The sequence below is a fragment of the Hyphomicrobium sp. DY-1 genome, from assembly GCF_047497105.1.
GTDB lineage: Bacteria > Pseudomonadota > Alphaproteobacteria > Rhizobiales > Hyphomicrobiaceae > Hyphomicrobium_B.
In genome coordinates, this window is the sequence record NZ_CP134870.1 from 146,318 (window position 1) to 167,491 (window position 21,174).

Annotated in this window: 15 protein-coding genes; 4 read left to right on the forward strand and 11 right to left on the reverse strand. The window is 62.0% G+C overall.

The annotated features are described in order from the left end of the window. Positions 1–3: 3 nt before the first annotated feature. The 5 genes from RLW41_RS00765 to RLW41_RS00785 all read right to left on the reverse strand — a co-directional run bounded on the left by RLW41_RS00765 (position 4) and on the right by RLW41_RS00785 (position 6,900). A complete protein-coding gene (locus RLW41_RS00765) occupies positions 4–840 on the reverse strand; it encodes a segregation and condensation protein A (protein ID WP_414463105.1) in 837 nt (278 codons plus the stop codon). 73 nt (positions 841–913) lie between these two features. Then, entirely contained in the window at positions 914–1,936 is a 1,023-nt protein-coding gene (nagZ, locus tag RLW41_RS00770) for a beta-N-acetylhexosaminidase (protein WP_414463106.1), read from the reverse strand. Positions 1,937–2,038: 102 nt separating this feature from the next. Further along, a complete protein-coding gene (locus RLW41_RS00775; RefSeq protein ID WP_414463107.1) occupies positions 2,039–3,772 on the reverse strand; it encodes an SPOR domain-containing protein in 1,734 nt (577 codons plus the stop codon). A gap of 62 nt (positions 3,773–3,834) precedes the next feature. Next, entirely contained in the window at positions 3,835–5,595 is a 1,761-nt protein-coding gene (argS, locus tag RLW41_RS00780; RefSeq protein ID WP_414463108.1) for an arginine--tRNA ligase, read from the reverse strand. 75 nt (positions 5,596–5,670) lie between these two features. Next, the gene (locus tag RLW41_RS00785) at positions 5,671–6,900 is read right to left on the reverse strand and encodes a deoxyguanosinetriphosphate triphosphohydrolase (protein ID WP_409560447.1); all 1,230 of its coding nucleotides are present in this window, start codon (positions 6,898–6,900) and stop codon (positions 5,671–5,673) included. A 120-nt stretch (positions 6,901–7,020) separates the two neighbouring features. Between RLW41_RS00785 and erpA the strand changes: the two genes are divergently transcribed. Together erpA and xth are read left to right on the forward strand one after the other, a co-directional pair. Further along, positions 7,021–7,344, forward strand: a complete 324-nt coding sequence (gene erpA, locus RLW41_RS00790) for an iron-sulfur cluster insertion protein ErpA (protein WP_013948311.1) — start codon at positions 7,021–7,023, stop codon at positions 7,342–7,344. Positions 7,345–7,428: 84 nt separating this feature from the next. Beyond that, complete coding sequence (gene xth / locus RLW41_RS00795; protein WP_414463109.1) at positions 7,429–8,211, forward strand: exodeoxyribonuclease III; 783 nt, start codon at positions 7,429–7,431, stop codon at positions 8,209–8,211. A gap of 74 nt (positions 8,212–8,285) precedes the next feature. Here xth and RLW41_RS00800 read toward each other — a convergent pair whose 3' ends face one another. Beyond that, positions 8,286–9,395, reverse strand: coding sequence for a tetratricopeptide repeat protein (locus RLW41_RS00800; protein WP_414463110.1), 1,110 nt, complete (start codon positions 9,393–9,395; stop codon positions 8,286–8,288). Next, positions 9,382–11,106 carry a dihydroxy-acid dehydratase gene (gene ilvD, locus RLW41_RS00805; protein ID WP_409560450.1) on the reverse strand — a complete coding sequence of 575 codons (1,725 nt, stop codon included), beginning with the start codon at positions 11,104–11,106 and terminating at the stop codon, positions 9,382–9,384. Before ilvD ends, RLW41_RS00800 begins: the two co-directional genes overlap by 14 nt. 486 nt (positions 11,107–11,592) lie before the next feature. Between ilvD and RLW41_RS00810 the strand changes: the two genes are divergently transcribed. Beyond that, the gene (locus RLW41_RS00810; RefSeq protein WP_414463111.1) at positions 11,593–12,657 is read left to right on the forward strand and encodes a M48 family metallopeptidase; all 1,065 of its coding nucleotides are present in this window, start codon (positions 11,593–11,595) and stop codon (positions 12,655–12,657) included. A gap of 72 nt (positions 12,658–12,729) precedes the next feature. Beyond that, the gene (locus RLW41_RS00815; protein WP_414463112.1) at positions 12,730–13,332 is read left to right on the forward strand and encodes a DUF2939 domain-containing protein; all 603 of its coding nucleotides are present in this window, start codon (positions 12,730–12,732) and stop codon (positions 13,330–13,332) included. A gap of 104 nt (positions 13,333–13,436) precedes the next feature. Here the strand turns inward: RLW41_RS00815 and RLW41_RS00820 are convergent, their stop codons facing one another. The 4 genes from RLW41_RS00820 to RLW41_RS00835 form a co-directional block, all read right to left on the reverse strand. Further along, positions 13,437–16,205: a valine--tRNA ligase gene (locus RLW41_RS00820; RefSeq protein ID WP_414463113.1), complete on the reverse strand. Its 2,769-nt coding sequence runs from the start codon at positions 16,203–16,205 to the stop codon at positions 13,437–13,439. 122 nt (positions 16,206–16,327) lie between these two features. Continuing rightward, positions 16,328–17,038, reverse strand: a complete 711-nt coding sequence (locus RLW41_RS00825; RefSeq protein WP_414463114.1) for a DUF2497 domain-containing protein — start codon at positions 17,036–17,038, stop codon at positions 16,328–16,330. A 330-nt stretch (positions 17,039–17,368) separates the two neighbouring features. Further along, the gene (locus RLW41_RS00830) at positions 17,369–19,180 is read right to left on the reverse strand and encodes a DUF2497 domain-containing protein (RefSeq protein ID WP_414463115.1); all 1,812 of its coding nucleotides are present in this window, start codon (positions 19,178–19,180) and stop codon (positions 17,369–17,371) included. Between the two features lie 263 nt (positions 19,181–19,443). Continuing rightward, on the reverse strand, positions 19,444–20,844 hold the full coding sequence (locus RLW41_RS00835) for a TolC family outer membrane protein (protein WP_414463116.1): 1,401 nt from the start codon (positions 20,842–20,844) through the stop codon (positions 19,444–19,446). Positions 20,845–21,174: the final 330 nt, after the last annotated feature.

Sequence of the window (21,174 nt, forward strand, 5' to 3'; positions counted from 1 at the left end):
CAATTAGCCGATCTTTTCCCACTGAGCGCCTTCCTCGCGCTTGCGCATGTAAATCGGCGCGAACGGCTCGTCCTGGCGAAGCTCGATTAACCCTTCTCGGGCCATTTCCAGCGTCGCGCCGAAGGAACTTGCAAGCGCGGAGCGCTCTTCCTCGTTCTTCGGCAGGTATTGCTCCAGGAAGAGATCGAGCTGCGCCCAGTGGCCCTCGGTTGCACCGACCAGCTTTTCGAGCCTTAGGCGCGCTTCCTTGATCGACCACACGCGGCGCGCCTTCACCACGTGAACGACGCGAATGGTGCGCTTTCGCTGGTCGGAATACGCCTTCAGTAAATCATAGACGGCGGCCGTGTAGGTCGTATCGCGCGTGACCTTGATGTGCTCAGGCAGCCCGCGCGCAAAGACATCACGATCGAGCCGGCGGCGCGTCATCAGCACGGCGGCCTTGTCGCGCATAGCGTTGAGGCGCATGAGACGGAAAGACAGCTTCTGCGCCAGCTCTTCAGCGGTCGCCGTATCGGCGCTGTCTTTTTCCTTGGGCAGCAGCAGACGCGATTTGAGGTAGGCGAGCCATGCCGCCATGACGAGATAATCGGCCGCAATTTCGAGCCTCAGGCGCTGCGCCTCGGCGATGAAGGCAAGATATTGCTCGACCAGCGCCAGGATCGAAACCTTCGCGAGGTCGACCTTTTGCGTCCGTGCCAGGGCGAGCAACAGATCGAGCGGGCCTTCAAAACCGTCGATATCGACGACGAAGGCTTCGCCTGCAGCCGGCATGTCATCCAGGCTGGAAGCCTCCCATTCGGGAGCCTCTCCTTCGCCCTCGGCTGCCATCTCGTCCATCGGATCTCGGTTTCGTTGTCGCAGTAAAGCGCCTGCGCCCAATTGCTGGCGCATCGCCGGACACTACACTGATTCAAACGGTCGGAGTCTGCTCGTCCAGGAGTGCGGCCAAGAGTTGCAGAGCCCGCTCTTTATCGTATGGCTCCGGAGGCGTGACGCAAGCGCAGGCTGCGGTAAATCTTTCGGCGGCGCGGCCCGAAAGCTTCGGCACGCCCTCGGCGGCGGCGCGCATTTCGTCGATGTCGCCATTGCAATGAAGGGCTAGATCTGAGCCCGCTGCGATCACAGCTTCGGCCCGGGCGCGCATGGGTCCGCTCAGCGCCTGCATGCTCAGATCGTCACTCATCAGCAGGTTGTCGAACCCGATCTCGCCGCGGATGACATCACGCGTGACGATAGCCGACGTGCTGGCGGGATTTTCGGCGTCGATATCGGCATAGACGACGTGGGCGGTCATCGCGGCCGGCAGCGCGGCCAGCGCCTTGAAGGGGGCAAAGTCGGTCGCCGACAACGTCTTGTGCGCGGTCATGACGACGGGCAGCGCCAGATGGCTATCCGCAGTCGCACGGCCGTGGCCTGGGATGTGTTTCACGACCGGCACGACACCGCCCGCCAGATAACCGTCGGCAACCGCCTGCGCCAGCGCCACGACCTGGGAGACGCCTCGGCCATACGCACGGTCGCTGATGATCTCGTGGGCGCCTTCGACGGGCAGGTCGGCGACCGGTGCGCAGTTCATCGTGATGCCGAAGGCGCGAAGCTCTTCCGCGGTCAAGCGTGCAACCGCGAAGGCGGCTTCTTTCCCCTCCTCTGGGTCTTCTGCAAAAAAATCTGCGAAGGCCGCAGCGGGCGGCAGTGCGCGTGCGATCGGCGGCCTGAGGCGTTGAACGCGACCACCTTCCTGATCGATCAAAACGAGGAAATCATCGCTGCCGACCGCGTTCTTCGTCTCATCGATCAAGCGCGCGATCTGCGCCCGGTCGAAGACGTTGCGGCGGAACAGGATCACACCGGCCGGCCGGACATCGCGATAGAAGCGCCGCTCGTCATCGGTGAGCGTGACACCGGAAAGACCGGCGATCAGACTTGCCGTCATTGCAAGTTGGCCCTCCAAGGCCGTTCGTAACAAAGCCAGCCGACGAAACGCAACCGGCCGGCGCGATGGCACCAGCCGGGCAGATAACGATGCGGCAGAAGATCAGTACGACGTTACCCAGCAGCCTTGATAGCCTTCAGCTTTCAGCTGCACGCAAACGTTGCTGGCCTGCTCGCGCGAGCCCGGCGGCCCGACTACGAGACGATCATAAACGCCCTTCGACAAATTTGCAGAAGCAATGTCGGGTGTTTTACCGGCGAGCGCCGTGGAATATTTCTGCTGCATATCCGCAAATCGCTTCAAAGCATCGATACGGCTCGACGACGAGTGCGGGATCGAGGCGAGAACGGCGACGAAGCCGGTACCGCTATGCGTTGTCACGGGGGGCGCGTCGCTGTTCGCATCCGTTTCGACCGTCGGCTCAGCACGAGCGACCTTCTTGTATTTCTTCTTTGGTGGCGTCGGCGCACTGTCGCTGGTCGGCGAATTGATCGTCGTAATCTTCACCGGCTTTGATTTCGGCGGCGGAGCGGCATCGTCTGGTTCGGATGGCGTGTCATTTGCGGCGGGCGGCGGAGGCGGAGCGGCCGCTGCCTGCTGCTGTTGCTGGCCGAAGACATCCACGAGCGCGGTACCGGGCACGCTAGCTCCGCCTTGCTGCGGCGGCGTTGCCAGATCTTGAGTGGGTGTCGCGGGCGCCATGATGCTGCCGTCGCGGCCTACAACCAGCGTCGAAACCTTCCGCGGGCCATCCTGGTCTTGCGACGTGCCACCATCGGACGAACCGTTTGCGGCCTCGGCTGATGCCGACGAGGTGCCGTCGCCGAGGCGGCCCATGATCTTGGTATCGGAATACGGGAACTGCTTGCCGCCGGCGTCCGCCGGTTTGGTCTTTGCGGCATAATCATCGCTCTTGATCACCGGCGGCTCGCCTTCGGGATGGCTCCCGCCGGTCAATTTTTTGTAGCCGTAGGCGACGCCGCCGCCGATCACGATGGCGCCGACCAAAGCCGCGAGAATCAACATGGGGCGGCGACTGCGCGGCGCGACCTCCTCGTCCTCGTATTCGTACTCTTCGTCGCTATAGACGGGCTCCAGCTCGCCGCCCTCGGCCTGGGCGAAACCGAGCTGCGGGTCACCATGCTGTTGCTGCTGATAGGGATCGTGACCGAACGAATCATGCGGCCCGGCCCAGTCGGCGGCGCTCAGCTCGTTCTCGTGATACTGCTGCTGGCCGAACGTCGGCGCGGAATGGGCGGGCTGTTGCGCCGGATAGGACGGCTGCTGCGGCGTGCCGAAACCGCCCGGATCGAAGCCGCGCGGCTCCGGCTCGCGTGCGGGCCACTGCGGGGCGCGGGTCTGCGGCGGCTGCGTGCCGTAATCCGACGTTTGCTGCGGCTGGGTGAAGCTTGGCGCCGACTGCGGCTGACGCTGTTGCGGCGGCTGGGTGTAATTGGGCCGTGACGGCGGAACGTAAGGCTCGAACTGCGGCGCATAAGGGTCGTGCTGACCGCCGTTATCCTGTGGATAGCCGCCGTATCCGGTCTGTGACCCCGACTGTGTGCCACCACGCTGCGGCTCGCTCCACTGGCCGTAATCCGGCTGCTGAGGCGCGGGCTGGCGGCCACCGAACCCCTGCTGACCGTAATCAGGGTAATTCTGTGCCGGCTGCTGCTGCGGTGGCCACGCATTCGCCTGCTGTGGCTGCTGCTGAGGACGGCCGACCGGCTGCGCCTGCGGATTGACCCAGGATGGCTGGGAATTGCTCGTCTGCGTTGTGGGGCGGGCAAGCGGCCTGCCGGAATTCTGCCCGGGAAATGCGTTCTGCGAGGACATCGCGGAAACCCCCTTAGAGTGGGGCGCAAGCAGTGGTTGCGCCTAATCGTCGAGTCGAGACTTTAACGCATTGCGTCGGGCGCCTCGACGCCTAGGATCCCAAGCCCCGATTTTATCACCGTCTTTGTCGCGGAAATCAGCGCGAGTCTGGCTGAAGTCGCAACCCCGTCATTTGCCTGAATAAATCGTAAATGTGGCGAATCGTTGCCTCGCGTCCATTGGGTGTGGAGAGCGCTCGCGAGATCATAGAGGTAGAACGCGATCCGATGCGGCTCGTGCGCGGCCGCGGCACCCTCGATCAGGCGTGGGAAACCGGCAAGGCGTTTGACGAGATCAATTTCGCCCGCATCCGTCAGGATCGAGAGATCAGCGTTCTGAAGCGCTTGGGTCGACACGTCTATGCCGGCGACCTGCTCGGCTGCGTTCCGCAAGACGCTGGCGGCCCGGGCGTGAGCATACTGCACGTAGAAGACGGGGTTGTCCTTTGACTGCTCGGTGACCTTGGCGAAGTCGAAGTCGAGCGTTTCCTGGTTCTTGCGGTAAAGCATCATGTAGCGGACCGGATCGCGGCCCACTTCGTCCACCACATCGCGAAGGGTCACGAAGGTGCCTGCCCGCTTCGACATCTTGTAGGGCTCGCCGCCTTTGAACAGGCGAACGAGATTGACGACCTTGATATCGAGGTCGGCTTCGCCGTCAGATAGTGCGGCGACCGCGGCTTTCATCCTCGGGATGTAGCCGACGTGATCGGCGCCGAAAACATTGATCAGATGGCGGAAGCCACGCTGCAGCTTGTCGTAATGATAGGCGACGTCGCCCGCGAAGTAGGTGTAGCTGCCGTCGGACTTTTGCAGCGCCCGGTCTTCGTCGTCGCCATAGGCGGTCGATTTGAACAGCGTCTGGACGCGGTCTTCCCACTCATCGTCGTCGTGGCCCTTCGGCTTTTCGAGCGTGCCTTCGTAGATGAGGCCCTTGGCCCGCAGGACCTCGATGGCGGCCTTGACCTGGTCGCGGCCGTTCGACGTGAGCGAGGCTTCGGAGAAGAAGACTCCATGGCGGATGTTGAGCGCGGCGAGATCATCCTTAATCATCTCCATCATTTTGGAGATCGCGAAGGAGCGCACGAGCGGAAGCCAGCGTTCTTCGGGCATATTGAGAAGCGACGGACCATGCTCGGCGGCGAGCGCAGCTCCGACCGGCTTCAGGTATTCGCCGGGGTAGAGACCTTCCGGAATGGCGCCGATGTCTTCGCCCAGCGCTTCGCGGTAGCGCAGGAAAGCCGAGCGTGCGAGCACGTTCACCTGCCCGCCCGCATCGTTGATGTAATATTCACGCGTAACGTCGAAACCAGCAAAGACGAGAAGGTTGGCCAACGCGTCGCCAAACACGGCGCCGCGGCAATGACCGACGTGCATCGGTCCGGTCGGATTGGCGGACACGTATTCGACATTGAGCTTGCCGCCTTGGCTGGCGCTGCCCGAACCGTAGCGCTGGCCGGACTTCAAAATCGTGCGGACGAGCTGCTGCCAGACTTCCGGCTTGAACGTGATGTTGAGGAAGCCCGGACCGGCGACTTCGACCTTCTCGACGTCCGGCGCGGTTTCGAGCTTTGCCTTTAATGCCTCGGCGATATCGCGCGGCTTCATCTTAGCGGGCTTCGCCAGCATCATCGCGGCGTTAACGGCGACGTCGCCATGGCTCGCATCGCGGGGCGGTTCGGCGTCGAAGGATGGAAGCGGAAGATCCGCAGGCAGAACGCCCTCTGATTTCAGAGCTTCGAGCGCGGTCGTTACGCGGGCGGCGACTTCGGCAAAAACGTTCATGAAAGGCCTTTTTGATGCGCGCTGGCAACGCCCCTGCGGGGAGCCGGCCGCCAGCGCGGAAATGGGGCTTCGCGCCTAGCCCAGTTCCGGGGTGACGTCAAATAGGCGGCGGTGTTCGGCAAGCGCGTATCGGTCCGTCTGTCCGGCCAGGAAGTCGCATGCCAGGCGCGCGCGCTGCCGCTCATCGAGGCCGGGAAGCGCTTCGCGCCAGCCTGTGGGAAGCGTTTCGGCGTCAGCGTGATATTTCTCGAAGAGGTCACGGACGACCTTCTCCGCCTGCTTCATGACGCCCAAAACGCGCCCGTGGTGGTAGACAGCCTGGAACAGGAAGCTCTTGAGACGGCCAAGATCGGCGGCCATGCCGGCGGAGAACGCGACCGCAGCTCGGCCTGCGGCGCGAATGTCGTCCGGGCTGTTGGGAGCAATGGCCGCGAGACGGCAGCGGCTTTCAGTGACGATGTCGGCGACCATGACGGTGATCATGCGGCGCGTCACCTCGTAGATGGCCCGGCTCGGTTCGGCACCGTGGGCGATGGCCTGAACATCTCGCGCGATCGGCCCGGCCACCGGCACGTCGAACAGCATGTCGAACGTAATCAATCCGGCGCGCAGACCGTCATCGACGTCATGCGAGAGATAAGCGACGTCGTCGGCGAGACTTGCAACCTGCGCTTCGGCGGACGGCCATGCATCGAGGTGCAACGATTTCCAAGCCTCGATGTGGCGCACGACCTTGGCAACCGCGCTATCGGCCTTCGACAGCGGTCCGTTATGCTTGGCGAGACCTTCGAGCGTTTCCCAGGTGAGGTTCAGGCCGTCGAAGGCCAGATACTTGCGTTCAAGCGTCGTCACGATACGCAGCGATTGGGCGTTGTGGTCGAAACCACCGTAGGCTTTCATAGCATCGTCGAGTGCGCGTTCACCCGCATGCCCGAATGGAGAATGACCGAGGTCATGCGCCAGCGCGATCGTCTCGGCCAGGTCTTCATCGAGACGAAGCTGGCGGGCAACGGTGCGGGCGATCTGCGCGACCTCCAGCGAGTGGGTCAGCCGGGTTCGGAAATGGTCGCCTTCATGCGGCAGGAAGACTTGCGTCTTGTAGGTCAAACGCCGGAAGGCGGTCGCGTGCAAAATGCGGTCGCGGTCGCGCTGGAAGGGGCTGCGGGTCGGGCAATCCGATTCGGGAAAGTAGCGCCCCCGCGACGGCACAGCATTCGCGGCATAAGGCGCGGGCCTACGCTCTCCCGGCCGGAGGTTCTGCCCATAATCCAAAGGGTCCGGCAGCGATTTAGCCTGGGTTGCCATTATCCACGAGCTTTAAGCATTTGACTTCGACTGCCGCCTTCCTATCTTTTGAGGGTTCCGGATGCCAGCTTTCTCGGCCGGCGATTGGGGCTTTTTAACCGCTCAAGATTTGATCGTACGATGACAATCACCGTCACAGACCGTGCCGCAAACCGCATCGCGGAAATCGTTGCCAACGAGGCCGCCGCGCCGGTGTTGCGCGTTTCGGTTGAAGGTGGCGGCTGCTCGGGCTTCCAATATAAGTTCGATCTTGTCGGTCACAAAGCCGACGACGATCTTGTGATCCAGCACAACGGCGCAACCGTGGTGATTGATCCGGTTTCCCAGCAATATATGGAGGGCGCCGAGATCGACTTCGTCGACGACCTGATCGGCGCGTCGTTCAAGATCAACAATCCGGTGGCGACGGCCTCTTGCGGCTGCGGCACCAGCTTTTCGATCTGACCCTTCTCATTTAGCGCTATTTTCCTGGATGGCCGGGGCAAGCCTCGCCATGGTGTATTGAAATTCTATGGACGTAGCGCGAGCATGATCATCGCAACGTGGAACATCAACGGCGTCAAGGCGCGGCTCGAAGCGGCGCTGACCTATTTGCGCAACCACGCGCCCGACGTCGTCTGCCTGCAGGAGATCAAGTCCGTCGATGACGGCTTCCCAGCGCAAGCCTTTCAGGACATCGGCTACAACGTTGCGACGAACGGACAAAAGGGTTTTAACGGCGTCGCGATCCTGTCGAAGACCCCGCTTGAAGATGTGGTGCGCGGACTGCCGGGAGATGATAGCGACCAGCATTCGCGCTGGATCGAGGCATCGGTGGCGCTCGGGCCGAAAATGGTCCGCGTGGTGTCGCTCTACCTTCCGAACGGCAATCCCATCGGGACAGAGAAGTTTGCCTACAAGCTCGCCTGGATGAAACGCATGCAGGCACGCGCCAAAGCGCTGCTTGCCGAGGAAATGCCACTGATCCTTGCGGGTGATTTCAACGTCATTCCGGAGCCCGAAGACGCCAAGCGGCCGCAAGCGTGGGCGAACGACGCACTATTCCAGCCCGAGAGCCGGGCGGCATGGCGGGCGCTCGTCAATCTTGGTTTTACGGACGCGACGCGCGCGTGCCATCCGGGGCCGGGCATCTACACATTCTGGGATTATCAAGCGGGCGCATTCCAGAAGGACGACGGCATTCGCATCGATCACATGCTGCTTTCGAGCCAGGCCGCCGACCTGTTGCGCTCCTCCGGCATCGACCGGGAAACGCGTGCGCAGGAAAAGCCGTCCGATCATGTGCCGGTGTGGGTAAAGCTCGCCGCTTGAGCATGGTCGATGTTTCTCGGGACAAGCCCAAGGATGACATTCGGAAAATCGCAGGGCGAGTGCGTCTCCGGCTACTAGCGCGCAGTCTCTCCATTCGGTGTCAGGCCGACGACGGGTGCCGGTACCGGAGCAGTCACGGCGGCAGCCTCCGAAGCAGGCTGGATGCTGGCCGCGCCTGCCGGAATGAGCGAGCTGCGCCGGGGCTGCGGCGCCGTCGGCGTGCTGATCATCTGCGGTTGCGGAATAGGCTTTTTCGGATCGGTCGCTAGGACGCTCATTGGGCGGACGAGTTCGCCATTCGCGCAAGTCCGCACCGGCTCGACCGTCAGATCGTCCAAACCATCGCGGCTTTCCTGCAGATCCGGGCTGCGGCCATAGCGATTGTGCCACTCGGCGACGCGGCCTGTGGCCTGCTGGCGAACGCCTTCACCGGCATTACAGAAAATGTTCTGGTAGATGTCCTCGATCCAGACGCGCTCGCTCGGCGGTGCATTGGCCACCGCAACGTCGATCAGGTTCAACGCCGCCGCCTGGTTTTTCTGGACGAACTTTCCGCGCCACATCAAGTCGGCAAGAAACGCCTGAGCACCGGGATGGCCGGCCTGCGAAAGTCGCGACAGCCAATGGCGGCCGTTCTCGATCTTGCTGGCCGGATCGTCGTAACCGGTGACCGTCATGTCCGGCCCCTCGCCGCGCAGATAAACCTTGGCGAGTTCGAATTGCGCGTCCTCGTCGTTGAAGGTCAGCGCGGCGCGCTGAAGATCGCGGTTGGCTTCCTCGACATCCGGCTGAATGCCCGCCGAGGGAATGCCATCGCGCAAATACATCGAAACCGCGGTCAGAGACTTGGCGGCGATTGGCGCCAGATCATCGTCGTCTGGGTCGACGTCTTGCAGCTCGTCTGCCAGCTCCTTGTAGAGATGAAAGGCCTTGCCATGATCCGTGTACGCGCCTTCGTTATCGGCGTAGATGCGCGCCTCGTAAAAGTGGGCGATCTGGGGCTTGGTCGCTTCCAAGGCTTCCAGCGCCGGGAGCGCCAATTCGTAATAGCCGCCGTTGAACGCCGAAATGCCTTGCTTCATCGCGTCGTCGGACGAGCGGAATACCACCGTTCCCGCCATCGCCGTGCCCAACATCAGAATGGACGCAACGCTTCCTGCAACTGCAAGCTTAAATATCCGCATAGCAGTGAACTTCCGCCTTTCCTCCCGCATGGGTTACGGCGCCGAATCTGGCCGGTCCCACTTGGTCCGCAAATTTTCTCAGTGCCCCTGACTGATACATGTTCGACGGCGCCTTCCATGCCTCGCGCCGTTTCTTCAGCTCTTCCTCTCCCACCTCAAGATCGAGCGTTCCTGCTTCGGCATCGATCACGATGACGTCGCCGTTGCGAATGAGTGCAATCGGTCCGCCGACAGCAGCTTCGGGACCGACATGGCCAATGCAAAGTCCGCGTGTTGCGCCGGAGAAGCGTCCGTCAGTGATGAGCGCAACCTTGTCGCCAGCGCCCTGGCCATAGAGCGCCGCGGTTGTCGAGAGCATCTCGCGCATGCCGGGTCCGCCCTTGGGACCTTCATAGCGGATGATGATCACGTCGCCGTCCTTGTACTTGCGGTCATCGACGGCCTGGAACGCATCTTCTTCGCAGTCAAAGCACAGCGCCGTGCCGCGAAACTTCAGCGTCTTGAGGCCGGCGACCTTCACGATTGCGCCGTCAGGCGCGAGCGAGCCTTTGAGGCCCACGACACCGCCCGTTTTCGAGATCGGATTTGAAACCGGAAAAACGACTTTTTGGTCGCGATTGAATTTCACGCTTTCGAGATTTTGCGCGAGTGTCTTCCCGGTCACGGTGAGGCAATCACCGTGCAATACACCGCCTTCGAGTAAAGCCTTCAAAATCTGCGGCACGCCGCCGATGTCGTAAACGTCTTTCGCGACGTATTTGCCACCGGGCTTCAGGTCGGCAATGTACGGCGTTTTCCGGAAAATCTCGGCGACGTCAAACAGATCGAAGTCGATGCCGACTTCGTTCGCCATGGCGGGCAAATGCAGCGCGCCGTTGGTCGAGCCGCCGGTCGCGGCTACGACAATTGCCGCATTCTCGAAAGCTTTGCGCGTGCAGATATCGCGCGGCCGGAGGCCATCGGCGACGAGGCGCATGACAGCCTTGCCGCTTTCTATGGCAAGCGCGTCGCGGCTTTCGTACGGCGCGGGCGCTCCGGCCGAACCGGGAAGCGCCAAGCCGATCGCTTCTGAAACGCAGGCCATCGTATTCGCGGTGAACTGGCCGCCGCACGAACCTGCCGATGGGCAGGCGACGCACTCAAGCTCATGAAGCTCGGCATCCGACATCTTGCCCGCGGAGTGCATGCCGACGCCTTCGAAAACATCGACAACGGTCACGTCGCGGCCCTTGAAGCGGCCCGGCAGAATCGAGCCGCCATAAATGAAAACGCTCGGCACATTGAGGCGTAGCATCGCCATCATCATGCCCGGCAGGCTCTTGTCGCAGCCTGCGACGCCGACGAGTGCGTCGTAGCAATGGCCGCGCATCGTGAGTTCGATCGAATCGGCGATGACCTCGCGCGAAACGAGGCTCGACTTCATACCCTGGTGGCCCATCGCGATGCCGTCGGTAACGGTGATGGTGCAGAATTCACGCGGCGTGCCGCCGCCTTCTGTCACCCCGGTTTTCACCGACTGGGCTTGGCGCATCAACGAGATGTTGCAGGGCGCGGCTTCGTTCCAGCACGAGGCAACGCCGACGAACGGTCGGTGGATGTCCTCTTCCTTGAGGCCCATCGCATAGTAATAGGAACGGTGCGGCGCGCGCGACGGCCCTTCCGTCACGTGGCGGCTCGGCAGTTTCGATTTGTCGAACGTCTTTGCGTCCATTCATTCCTCTTCGGACATCTGCCGATGTCCGTTTCTCATCCGGCGATCGAAACGACGCCAGGATGCCAGTCGCGGAGCCGCTGTACAGGCACAGCGAACAAAAAAAACGCTGCCGCGTCGCCGGGACTAACGTCCAGCACGTGCGCGGTCATTGTGGCTCGAAAGTGGCGTAGCCCTTTCGGGAAGTTGCTTAACGGCAACATCGGTCATCGGACCGGCACTTCATGCTTAATGTTGCGTTGCCCGGCAGCCTGACGGCCTGCGAATTTTTGGTCGGGCTCCTGCGCATTTCGCCTAGGACTGAGTCCGCACAAAGGCTCGACTTTGTCACCGGCAAGACATTTCCTTCACCGATGACCGTGCTTACATGGCGGATCACCGCATCGAGAAACAGCGCCAAGCCCTATGTCGTCATCTGGCCGTTCCGCAGTGCCCCTCCCCGCCTCAAGCTATTGCCGGTTCACGCCGGGACGTGGACAGGCACCGATGGACGGCACCGCCTATCTTGGACTGAGGGGCGTCGAGGTCGATCTCGCCGACCGAAATCCACGGCGCATTTGGCACTATGCCGGGCTGAAGGTCGACGAGCCGATCAGGCCCAACGCCATCGACGTCTTGTTGACGTCGCGCGATGAACCGAATGCATCGCTGTTCGTGCAGGGCTCGGCGTTCGCAGCGGGTTTGCGCGAGCGCGCGCCGCATCTGTCCCAACGTGCGCGGCAACTGCGGCGGAGGCGGATCTGGATAACGCTGCTTGCGCTTTTCACCGGGCTCGTAGCGGCCGGCTTCGTGCTGAGCTGGAGCCCAGCCAAATGGATCGCAAAGACCTTGCCGCTCAGCTGGCGCGAGCGGCTCGGCAATGCGGCACGCGACTCGATGACTGAAGGCTACAAGGAATGCGTCGATCCGGCGGGCGTCGCAGCGCTGAAGACGCTCAGTGAGCGCCTCTCCAAAGGCGTGCCTGCGGGAACGACGTTCGACATTCACGTTTACGACTGGCCGCTGATGAATGCGTTTGCGGTGCCGGGCGAGCAAATCGTTCTGACGAAAGGCCTGATCGACAAAGCGGGAAGCGCGGACGAAGTCGCGGGCGTTCTGGCGCACGAGATGGGACACGGCATCGAGACGGACCCAGAGGCAGCCCTCATTCGCGGTGTCGGCCTCGGCGCGGCGCTGCAGATCATGCTCGGCGGAACGGCGGGCGGCGGCCTCGCTAATGTCGGGCTGATGCTGGCTCAGCTTGGCTATTCACGCGGCGCCGAGCACAAAGCCGACATTCACGCGCTGGAGCTTCTGAAGGCGGCGGGCATCTCTCAGAGAGGGCTCGGAGATTTTTTCACGCGCGTCACGAAGAAGGAAACGGAGGGCGGCAGCCCGACGGGCGCGGTATCGTGGCTGCGCACGCATCCGCTCCCTGCAGAACGCGCGCGGCTCGTTCGGACACAGGCTGCCTATCCGGCGACGCCCGCACTCGACGCCACGCAATGGGAGGACCTGAAATCCATATGCCGGGTGACGCGCGATCCAAAAGAGGATGCTGACAAGAGCTGATTTCAGCCCGATGTTGGCCGGAATTGCTTGCGACTTTTGCGATAACCGCGCGTTGGTTGGTATTGAATTACGATGAAGCCATTTGCCGTCATTGCCGCTCTGCTCGCCTTCATCGCGGTCGCATACGTCGGCTCGCCGTTCGTGACTGCGTGGAGCATTCGCGAGGCGGTGCGCGATGGCGATTCCGATTATCTGGCGCACGCCATCGAGTGGCCAGGCGTGCGCGAAACGCTGAAGCCAGCCATTGCGCAGATCGCCTTGAGCCTTCCCGATAGCGAGAAAGACGCGTCAGAGAAGCAAGGGTACTGGACACGCTTCAAGGCTTATTGGGGCCAGGGCGTCGTCGATGGTCTTGTCGATAAGTATGTGACGCCCGAAGGGCTGCCTAAACTTTTCAAACTTCGCCAGACCTATCGCAGCTATGTCGAGAGCGATGATGACGCGAGCAAGCTGCCGATCTTTGAGCGCGTTTCGCGAGCGTGGGCGCGTGTAAAGCGCGCCGAGTTCACGAGCCTGACAAGCTTCGAGATCGACATGGAAGACAAGCACGATGCGTCGCGTCTCTATCTCGGGAAGCTGGAATTACGCCTCACCGGCTGGAAGCTGACGTCGTTGCGCGTGAAGTTCCTGACGCCAGAGAAGAGCGCGGCGCAGAAATTCACCGATCTCAATTGAGATTTGCGCGGATGGCTACCTCTGAGCCACCTGCGGCAACAGCCAGCATTCCAACTGACGCATTCGAGATCCCGGCCTTCGCCGGGATGACCGATTGAGCAAACCTAAGCCGCGTCGCTCAAGCGTTTGAGGGCAGCGGAGAAGCGCTTGATCTCGGCTTCAAGCTCGGCCTTGCGCTCTTTCGCTTCCTCGATCGCCTCTTCCTTCGCGCGTTCGATGAACTGCGGGTTGGAGAGTTTCGCGTCCATCTTCTTCAGATCGCCTTCTGCGCCCTCGATCGCTTTCGCGAGGCGGCGTTTTTCGGCATCCATGTCGATGATGCCGGCGAGCGGCAGGGCCGCCGTCGTCTCGCCGGCGACAACGAGGGCTGCACCTTTCGGCGCGGCGTCTTCGAAGTCGATTTCATCGACGCGTGCGATGCGCCGCAGCGTCTCGTCGTTGCGGCGAACGCGCTGACGCGTGACCTCATCGGCGCCGACGATGACGAGCGGAATTTTTGCGCCAGCGGGCACACTCATCTCGGTGCGGACCGAGCGGATTTCCGAGATGAGGTTGACGAGCCAGTTCACCTCGTTGACGGCATCGACTTCGACGAGACCATCGAGATTCGGCCATTGGCTGAGGCAGAGAAGCACATCGCGCTTCACGCCGTGCTCGACCATGTGCGCCCACAGCTCTTCGGTGATGAAGGGCATGAACGGGTGCAGCATCTTTAAGATCTGGTCGAGCGTCCAGGCCGTGACGGCGCGCGTCTCGGACTTCGCGTCTTCTTCATCGCCCGCGAGCACCGGCTTGATGAGTTCCAGATACCAGTCGCAGAACTGGCCCCAGACGAAATCGTAGATCGCGCCAGCTGCTTCATTGAACTTGTAGGCTTCAAGCGCGGCGGTGACGGCCTTCGACGTCAGCTCGGTTTCGCCGATGATCCATTTGTTGAACGTCTGCACAGCCGTCTTCGGATCGAAGTCGCGCTGGCGCACGCACTCGTTCATTTCGGCGAAGCGCGAGGCATTCCAGAGCTTGGTCGCGAAGTTGCGGTAGCCTTCGACGCGCGATTTCGCGAGCTTGATGTCGCGGCCTTGCGCTGCCATCGCGGCGAGCGTGAAGCGCAGCGCGTCGGCGCCGAACTCGTCGATCAGGACGAGCGGGTCCATGACGTTACCCTTCGACTTCGACATCTTCTGCCCCTTCTCGTCGCGGACGAGGGCATGGATGTAGACGTCTTTGAAGGGCACCTCCTTCATGAAGTGGAGGCCCATCATCATCATGCGGGCGACCCAGAAGAAGATGATGTCGAAGCCGGTGACGAGGACGGACGTCGGGTAATAACGGTCAAGCTCCGGCGTGTCGTCGGGCCAGCCGAGCGTCGAGAACGGCCAGAGTGCGGACGAGAACCACGTGTCGAGCACGTCTTCGTCGCGGGTGAGCGCAACGTCGCTGCCGTAGTGCTTGTTCGCAAGAGCTTGCGCTTCTTCTTCGGTCGCGGCGACGAAGAACTTACCGTCAGGCCCATACCACGCCGGGATCTGATGCCCCCACCACAGCTGGCGCGAGATGCACCAGGGTTGGATGTTGCGCATCCACTCGAAGTAGGTCTTTTCCCAGTTCTTCGGCACGAACACGGTCTTGCCGTTTTCGACGGCAGAGACGGCATTTTTTGCAAGCTCGCCCGCGTTGACGTACCACTGGTCCGTCAGCCACGGCTCGATGACGACGCCGGAACGATCGCCGTGCGGAACAGTGTGGCCGGTCGGCTCAATCTTTTCGAGCAGGCCCAGCGCGTCGATATCAGAGACGACTTTCTTGCGCGCATCGAAACGATCGAGACCGCGATAGGCTTCGGGCGCTTCGTCGTTGATCTTGCCGAAGGCGTCGAGAATGTTGATCTGCGCAAGGTCGTGACGCTTGCCGACCTCAAAGTCGTTGAAGTCGTGCGCGGGCGTGATTTTCACCGCGCCGGTGCCCTTTTCAGGGTCCGAGTATTCGTCGGCGACGATCGGAATTTCACGGCCGACCAGCGGCAGCTTTACCTTTGCGCCCGCCTTGATCAGCGCAGCGTAGCGCTCATCATCCGGATGCACCGCGACGCCGGTATCGCCCAGCATCGTCTCGGGACGCGTGGTGGCGACGACGATGTAATCCTTGTCGTAGCCCGGCACTTTCTTCGTGAGCGGATAGCGGAAGTGGTACATGTGCCCGCTCGGGTCTTTGGCGAGCACCTTTGCGAGCGCCGCCGGATCAAACGGCTCGCCGCTGTCTTTCGACCACGTGAATTTTCCGCGCGCTTCGACCTGCACGACTTCGAGATCGGAAATCGCGGTTTGGAACTTCGGGTCCCAGTTGACGAGGCGCTTATCCTTGTAGATCAGCCCTTCGTTGTAGAGCTGCACGAAGACCTTCACGACGGCCTTCGACAGGCCCTCGTCCATTGTGAAACGCTCGCGGCTCCAATCGCAGGAGGCGCCGAGACGCTTCAACTGCGTGATGATGGTGCCGCCGGATTCTTCCTTCCACGTCCAGACGCGCTTCAAGAACTCCTCGCGGCCAAGCTCGCGGCGCGACGGCTCTTTGTTGGCGGAGAGCTGGCGCTCAACGACCATTTGCGTTGCGATGCCCGCGTGATCGGTGCCCGGCTGCCAGAGCGTGTCGCGGCCGCGCATGCGCTCGAAACGGACGAGGATGTCTTGCAAGGTGTTGTTGAGGGCGTGCCCCATGTGGAGCGAGCCCGTCACGTTCGGCGGCGGGATGACGATCGAGTACGCCGCGTTCTTTCCGCCGGACGCGGCGCGCCCGGCCTTGAAGGCGTTGGCCTTCTCCCATTCGGAATTGATACGCGGCTCGATGTCGGCCGGTCGGAATGTCTTTTCAAGCATTGGAGGGAGCGTCGCTTTTCAGCTGTCAGGCCGTGATTTTCGGACCACGGTCGTAAGGCCGACCTTCGGCAGCTGTCAACCTTCGCTCCCTTCTACCCTGTCATCGCGCGTTTGCGACATGCTCAGCGGCGCACGGGGCCGACGTGGGTCGGCCGGCCGGTTTCCGTCATAAGCGCCTTCTCGACAATTTTAGGCATGTTTTCCGACAGCCACTGGCGCAGAATCGGCCGCAGAAGCTGGGCCGCGGCGTCTTCGACATCGCCGCCGGATTCAGCACCAAACGGGAAATCCGGCAGGCGCGGCGGCTGCGCCATATCGGTCATTGGAGCGCGCGGCGCGGGCTCCGGCTCCGGCGGCGGTTCGGCAGCCGGCTGCGACATCGCGCTCATGCGGTTCATGCGGGTATCGAAGAACGACGGCATATTGCGTCTCTGGCTGTCGTTTTCAGCCGCAATCTTCTCGGCTGCGACCGACGAAATCTCTTTCTCCGCCTGCTCGCGCCGGACCGGCGGCGGTTCGATCATGCGGCCGTGGATCGGCTCGAATGGAATAACCGTGCGCGATCTCTCGCGCTCTGGTGGTGCTGATGCCAAAGCTTCACTTAGCCTCCCGAGTAAGTTGGGCCGCACGGAGGTCGGTTGCGCCGAAGACTTGAAGATCGCCGGCAGCTCGAAATCCGCAGCTTCTTCCGCGAGAGCGTTTCGACCGCGCAATGCCGTCATGCGCGCCTCCCGCTTCTCGCTTTCGAACATGGGCGCGCGATCGGCAATACTCGTGCGGATCGAGGCCAGAATGTCCTCAACGTCGTGTTTCGCTCCGTTCATCTGTGTCATGACGCATCCTCTTCTGCGTACAAACTTCAAATCGCAGAACCGCGTCGGCAGCCCCGTTGTTGCCCCTCCGGTTCGTCGTAGCTGGATTGGAGATGTTCGCCGCAGCGCGCGTGCCCAACCCAGTGACGTCACGGGCAGCCGAACTTCGCACTTGTCGGTCGATGCGGCCCCCCGCTGGAGGCAACGCTAGGACGGGGTCGAGGCAACCGTGTGGCGAAAGTCACGGGCAAGAATAAAATTGTTGTAGGGCCCGTGATCTGACAAACCGCGCGTTATCGCGTCCTGGAGAGCACAGTCTCCGAGACGACGTTCTCCACTTCGGTCAATGGGCTAGTCGCGTGGGTTCTTTTGCCCAGGCAAGAGACGCTCAGACATTTCACGGCGAAGCGCGCGCTCGACGATCTTCGGCATATTTTCGGCGAGCCACGTTTTGAGCAGCGGCCTGAGAAGATCGGCGACGGCATCTTCCATCTGGCGGTCAAGCGCTGTTTCCGATGTCGTCGCGGGAAGCGTCGAATGCAGAACCGTTTCGTCGCGCTTGTCGTCAGCAGTCGGCGTCGCAGATGACGACGGCGGCTCGGGCGAGGCCGTGCGGGCAGCAATCGCGGCCCAGGGCGGCTCCGGCGCAGACTGCTGTGCCGCGGACGAACGCCGCTCGAGCGCGCTTTCGGCGGCCGGGGCGAACGTTTCCATCACGCTCGGCGGCGGTGGCGGCGCAGGCTGGAAGGCGTTTGCAAGCGGCTCCAGCTTGCGGGACGGACCCAGCGTCGCCGATACGCTTGGAACCGCGAAGGTAGGCCGTCCGCGCGGCGCAGGCGCTTCCGGCTCGGACTTCGGCGGAGGCGCTGCGATTGGCGATGCCGTCATCGCCGCTGGCGAGACGGCTTTTTCAGCCGGGCTGGCGCTTTGCGGCCCGAACGGGCCGAAATACGGAGCGCTCCCAAACGGATTGTTTGCCTCAACCGGTTTCGGTTCAGGAGATGTGACGCGCGGCGCAGGGTGCGGCGGCTCTTCGGAGGCAGGTTCCGAAGTGCGGAGCTGCTGCGGCGCCGGAGCGACGGGTTCGAATTTCGGCAGCGGCGCGGGCTCTACGGGAGCGGATGCTTGCGGTGACGGCGTGACCTTTGCGACGGGAGCTGGCTCCGCCTCCGCAGCAGGAGCCGATGTGGTCTTCGGCGTAGGCGCTGACGCTTCCTGCGTTTCGGTTTTCTGCTGCGGCGGAGCGGGCTTCGGCGCAAACGGCGATGGGCCAAGATCGAACGCGAATGGATCGCTGGTCTCTGGTTTCGACGCCGTGTCTTTCGCCGCTTCCGCCGAGGCTGTTTCTTCTGCCTCGATTTTCGGCTCGTCGGGCTTTGCGGCCGTTTCGTCTGCTTGCGCCTTCGCGCGGCCCTGGCGGAGCGCGTTAAGGTCCTCGCTCAGGAGTTCCGTCAACTGCGCTTCAATAATGCTTGCGGTATCGGTCTTGCTGACGGACTTGGCGGCTGCGGGCTCAGGCTCGACCTTGAGAATTGCAGGCGAGTCTTCCTTGACGATCGGAAGCGCCTCCTCGACGGGCACAACCTCGACCGTTTCGATCGTCACGGACCGAGCGGCCGCAATCTGAGCGTCGATCGAAAGCGTGTCGCTGCGCGAGATGGACGGCTGCGATGATGCGGACGACTGCGGCTCGGCCTTGAATTCGTTCGTCGGCGCAGATTCAGTCGACCGTTCGTCACCGCGCGCCCGGAAGGGCTCTCGCGTCGGCGCCGCGTCACGATCGCGAAGAGAGGGCGAAACTCTGTCGAAGGGCGACGGTTCATCACGCGGACGAAGCCGCGACGATGGCGAAAGGTCAGCGCGCTCCGCCGCAGCAGAACGTGGACCTCCAAACGGCGCATCCGTGTCTTTCCGCGTCTCGGGCTCCGAGGACGGCGGCGATTTCAAAAAAGCCTCCCGCGACATGAACCCGCGCTGCGGTGTCGGCGCTGGAGCCTGAGTCGGCTGAGGCGAGGCTGATTTCGGCGCTGGCGAATAGGGCGTGCCTGGTTTGGGTGCCGCCGATGGCGCTCTTAGGCCGGATGAATCCTCCGCAATGATCTTGCGGATCGAGGCGAGGATCTCCTCCATGCTCGGCTCAGAGTTGGATTCAAGTCTCGACATACCCTACCTTTTTCGCAACTGAGCCGCCCGCATGCGCGAGCGTACGCGATGACTGCACCATAAAGGCCCGGTGTTTCGCCTAGAATCATCGCGCCATCAACGATTGCCATAATGGTGGCAGGTTGCGGAAAAACCGCAACAATCTCCGCCGAAGTTATCCCCGGAGAGCGGCACTCTCAAGGCGGCGTGGGGACGCTGAAATGCAAAAAAGCATCAAGGCCGGAAAAATCCGGCCTCGATAAACCCTTGAGAACTCTATCCGGCTACTTGGCCGGTGCGACATCCACGTGTTCCCGGCGGCCGTCGCCGTGGGTGATATCGATACCCCACCACTTGCTACGAACCTGCTGGTAGTGGACTTCGGGATTGTAGACGGCCGTTGCGGCGCCGACTTCCGAGACGCTGAGGCGTCCGATTGCCGAAACCAGCGTATACGACGCGACGAGAATGTTGCGCTTCGTAGTCTCGAGGTTGACCTGGGACTGCAGCAATTCCTGCTGTGCGTTCAAGACGTCGAGAACCGTACGCTGACCGACCCGCTCTTCTTCGCGGACGCCGTTCAAAGCGGTGGTGTTGGCAACAATCGACGCCTTGTCCGATTCAGCCTGGGCCTTGAAGCCGACGAGCTGCGACCAAGCCTGAACCACCTGCGATTGGGCCGAAGCACGCTGCACCTCAATCTGCTGAAGCGCAGCAATATGGTTGTGCTTGGCTTGGCGAACCTGAGCGAAGACTTCGCCGCCCTGCGCATAAAGCGGAACAGTAACGCTGGCGACAACGGATGCGGACGTTCCTTGATCAATGCCTTCCGACCCGTCGTACTGATCGGTGTAGTTGGCTTCGAGTTGCGCCTGGGGCAGCAACTGGCCACGAACCTGATCGACTGTGTAGCGGGCGGCCTGTTCCGAATAGAGCGCCTGCACGACGATCGGATTTTCTTTCGTACCGATCGCGATAGCGTCCTGCAGCGTTCGCGGCACAAGCTTGGTGTTCGGATTGGCCTCAATCAAGTTGTAAGGCGGATGGCCAACGACCTGCTCAAAGATCGCACGGCTCGACTTCAAATTGGCGCGCGCCTGATCGAGGTCCGACTGACCGAGAGCGCGGCGAGCTTCCGACTGCGCAACGTCCGTCTTCGTCACTTCACCGACGGCGAAACGATCTCTTTGAGCTTTCAGTTCGGCGTCGAGAAACTTGAGGTTGTTTTCATTCAGCTTGACGATCGCCTGATCACGGGTGACGTCGCCGTAGGCTGTCACCGCATCGAGCAGAACTTGCTGTTCGGTGCTCCGCAACGTTTCACGGCCGGCGCGGTCATTCGCTTCGGCCGCGTTGACGGCGTTGGTGACCTGAAACCCAGTGAACAGCGGCTGCACGAGATCAATTGCATATCCACGCGGCGAGCCGACGTTCGTCCCCGTCGCTCCTGGCACCGGAGAGACCGTTCTCGTGCGCTCACGGCCGACATTCGCCGAGGCGTTGATGTCGGGCCGATAGCCGGAGTTCGCACGAGCAATGTCTTCGTCTCGCGCACGCTGCTGGGCGCGGGCCGCATCGAGCGTCGGGCTGTACTGGTACGTCGCTGAGAGCGTATCGATCAGCGTCTCGGCGCTGACGTCAGTCGAAAAAGCGGCATAGGCCGCTAAAGCGATGATTGTAGTCAACGCGCGACGTTGGACCGAAGTCACGTCGCGACGGGACAATTGATTTGATTTTGTCTTAGCCAATTGTGTGCACCTGCATTCCACTCGCTGCCCCGAACAAGCGAGCGGACCCCCGTTTGTAACCCGTCTAGCCGATTCGATCCCGACCGACTAAAGGGTTTCCCCTTCATAAACGCACTGCGTAATCTATGGCGGTATTTACGTCACGCCAGTGTTCGCCTGCGCTTTTGTTTGTAAGCGTTGCAGGAAATGCACTTCCCTGTCTTTCTTCAAAAGCTTCGGCGATCCGTTTTCCAGCGCAACTCTGCATCAGCTCGGTCAAAAGACCTC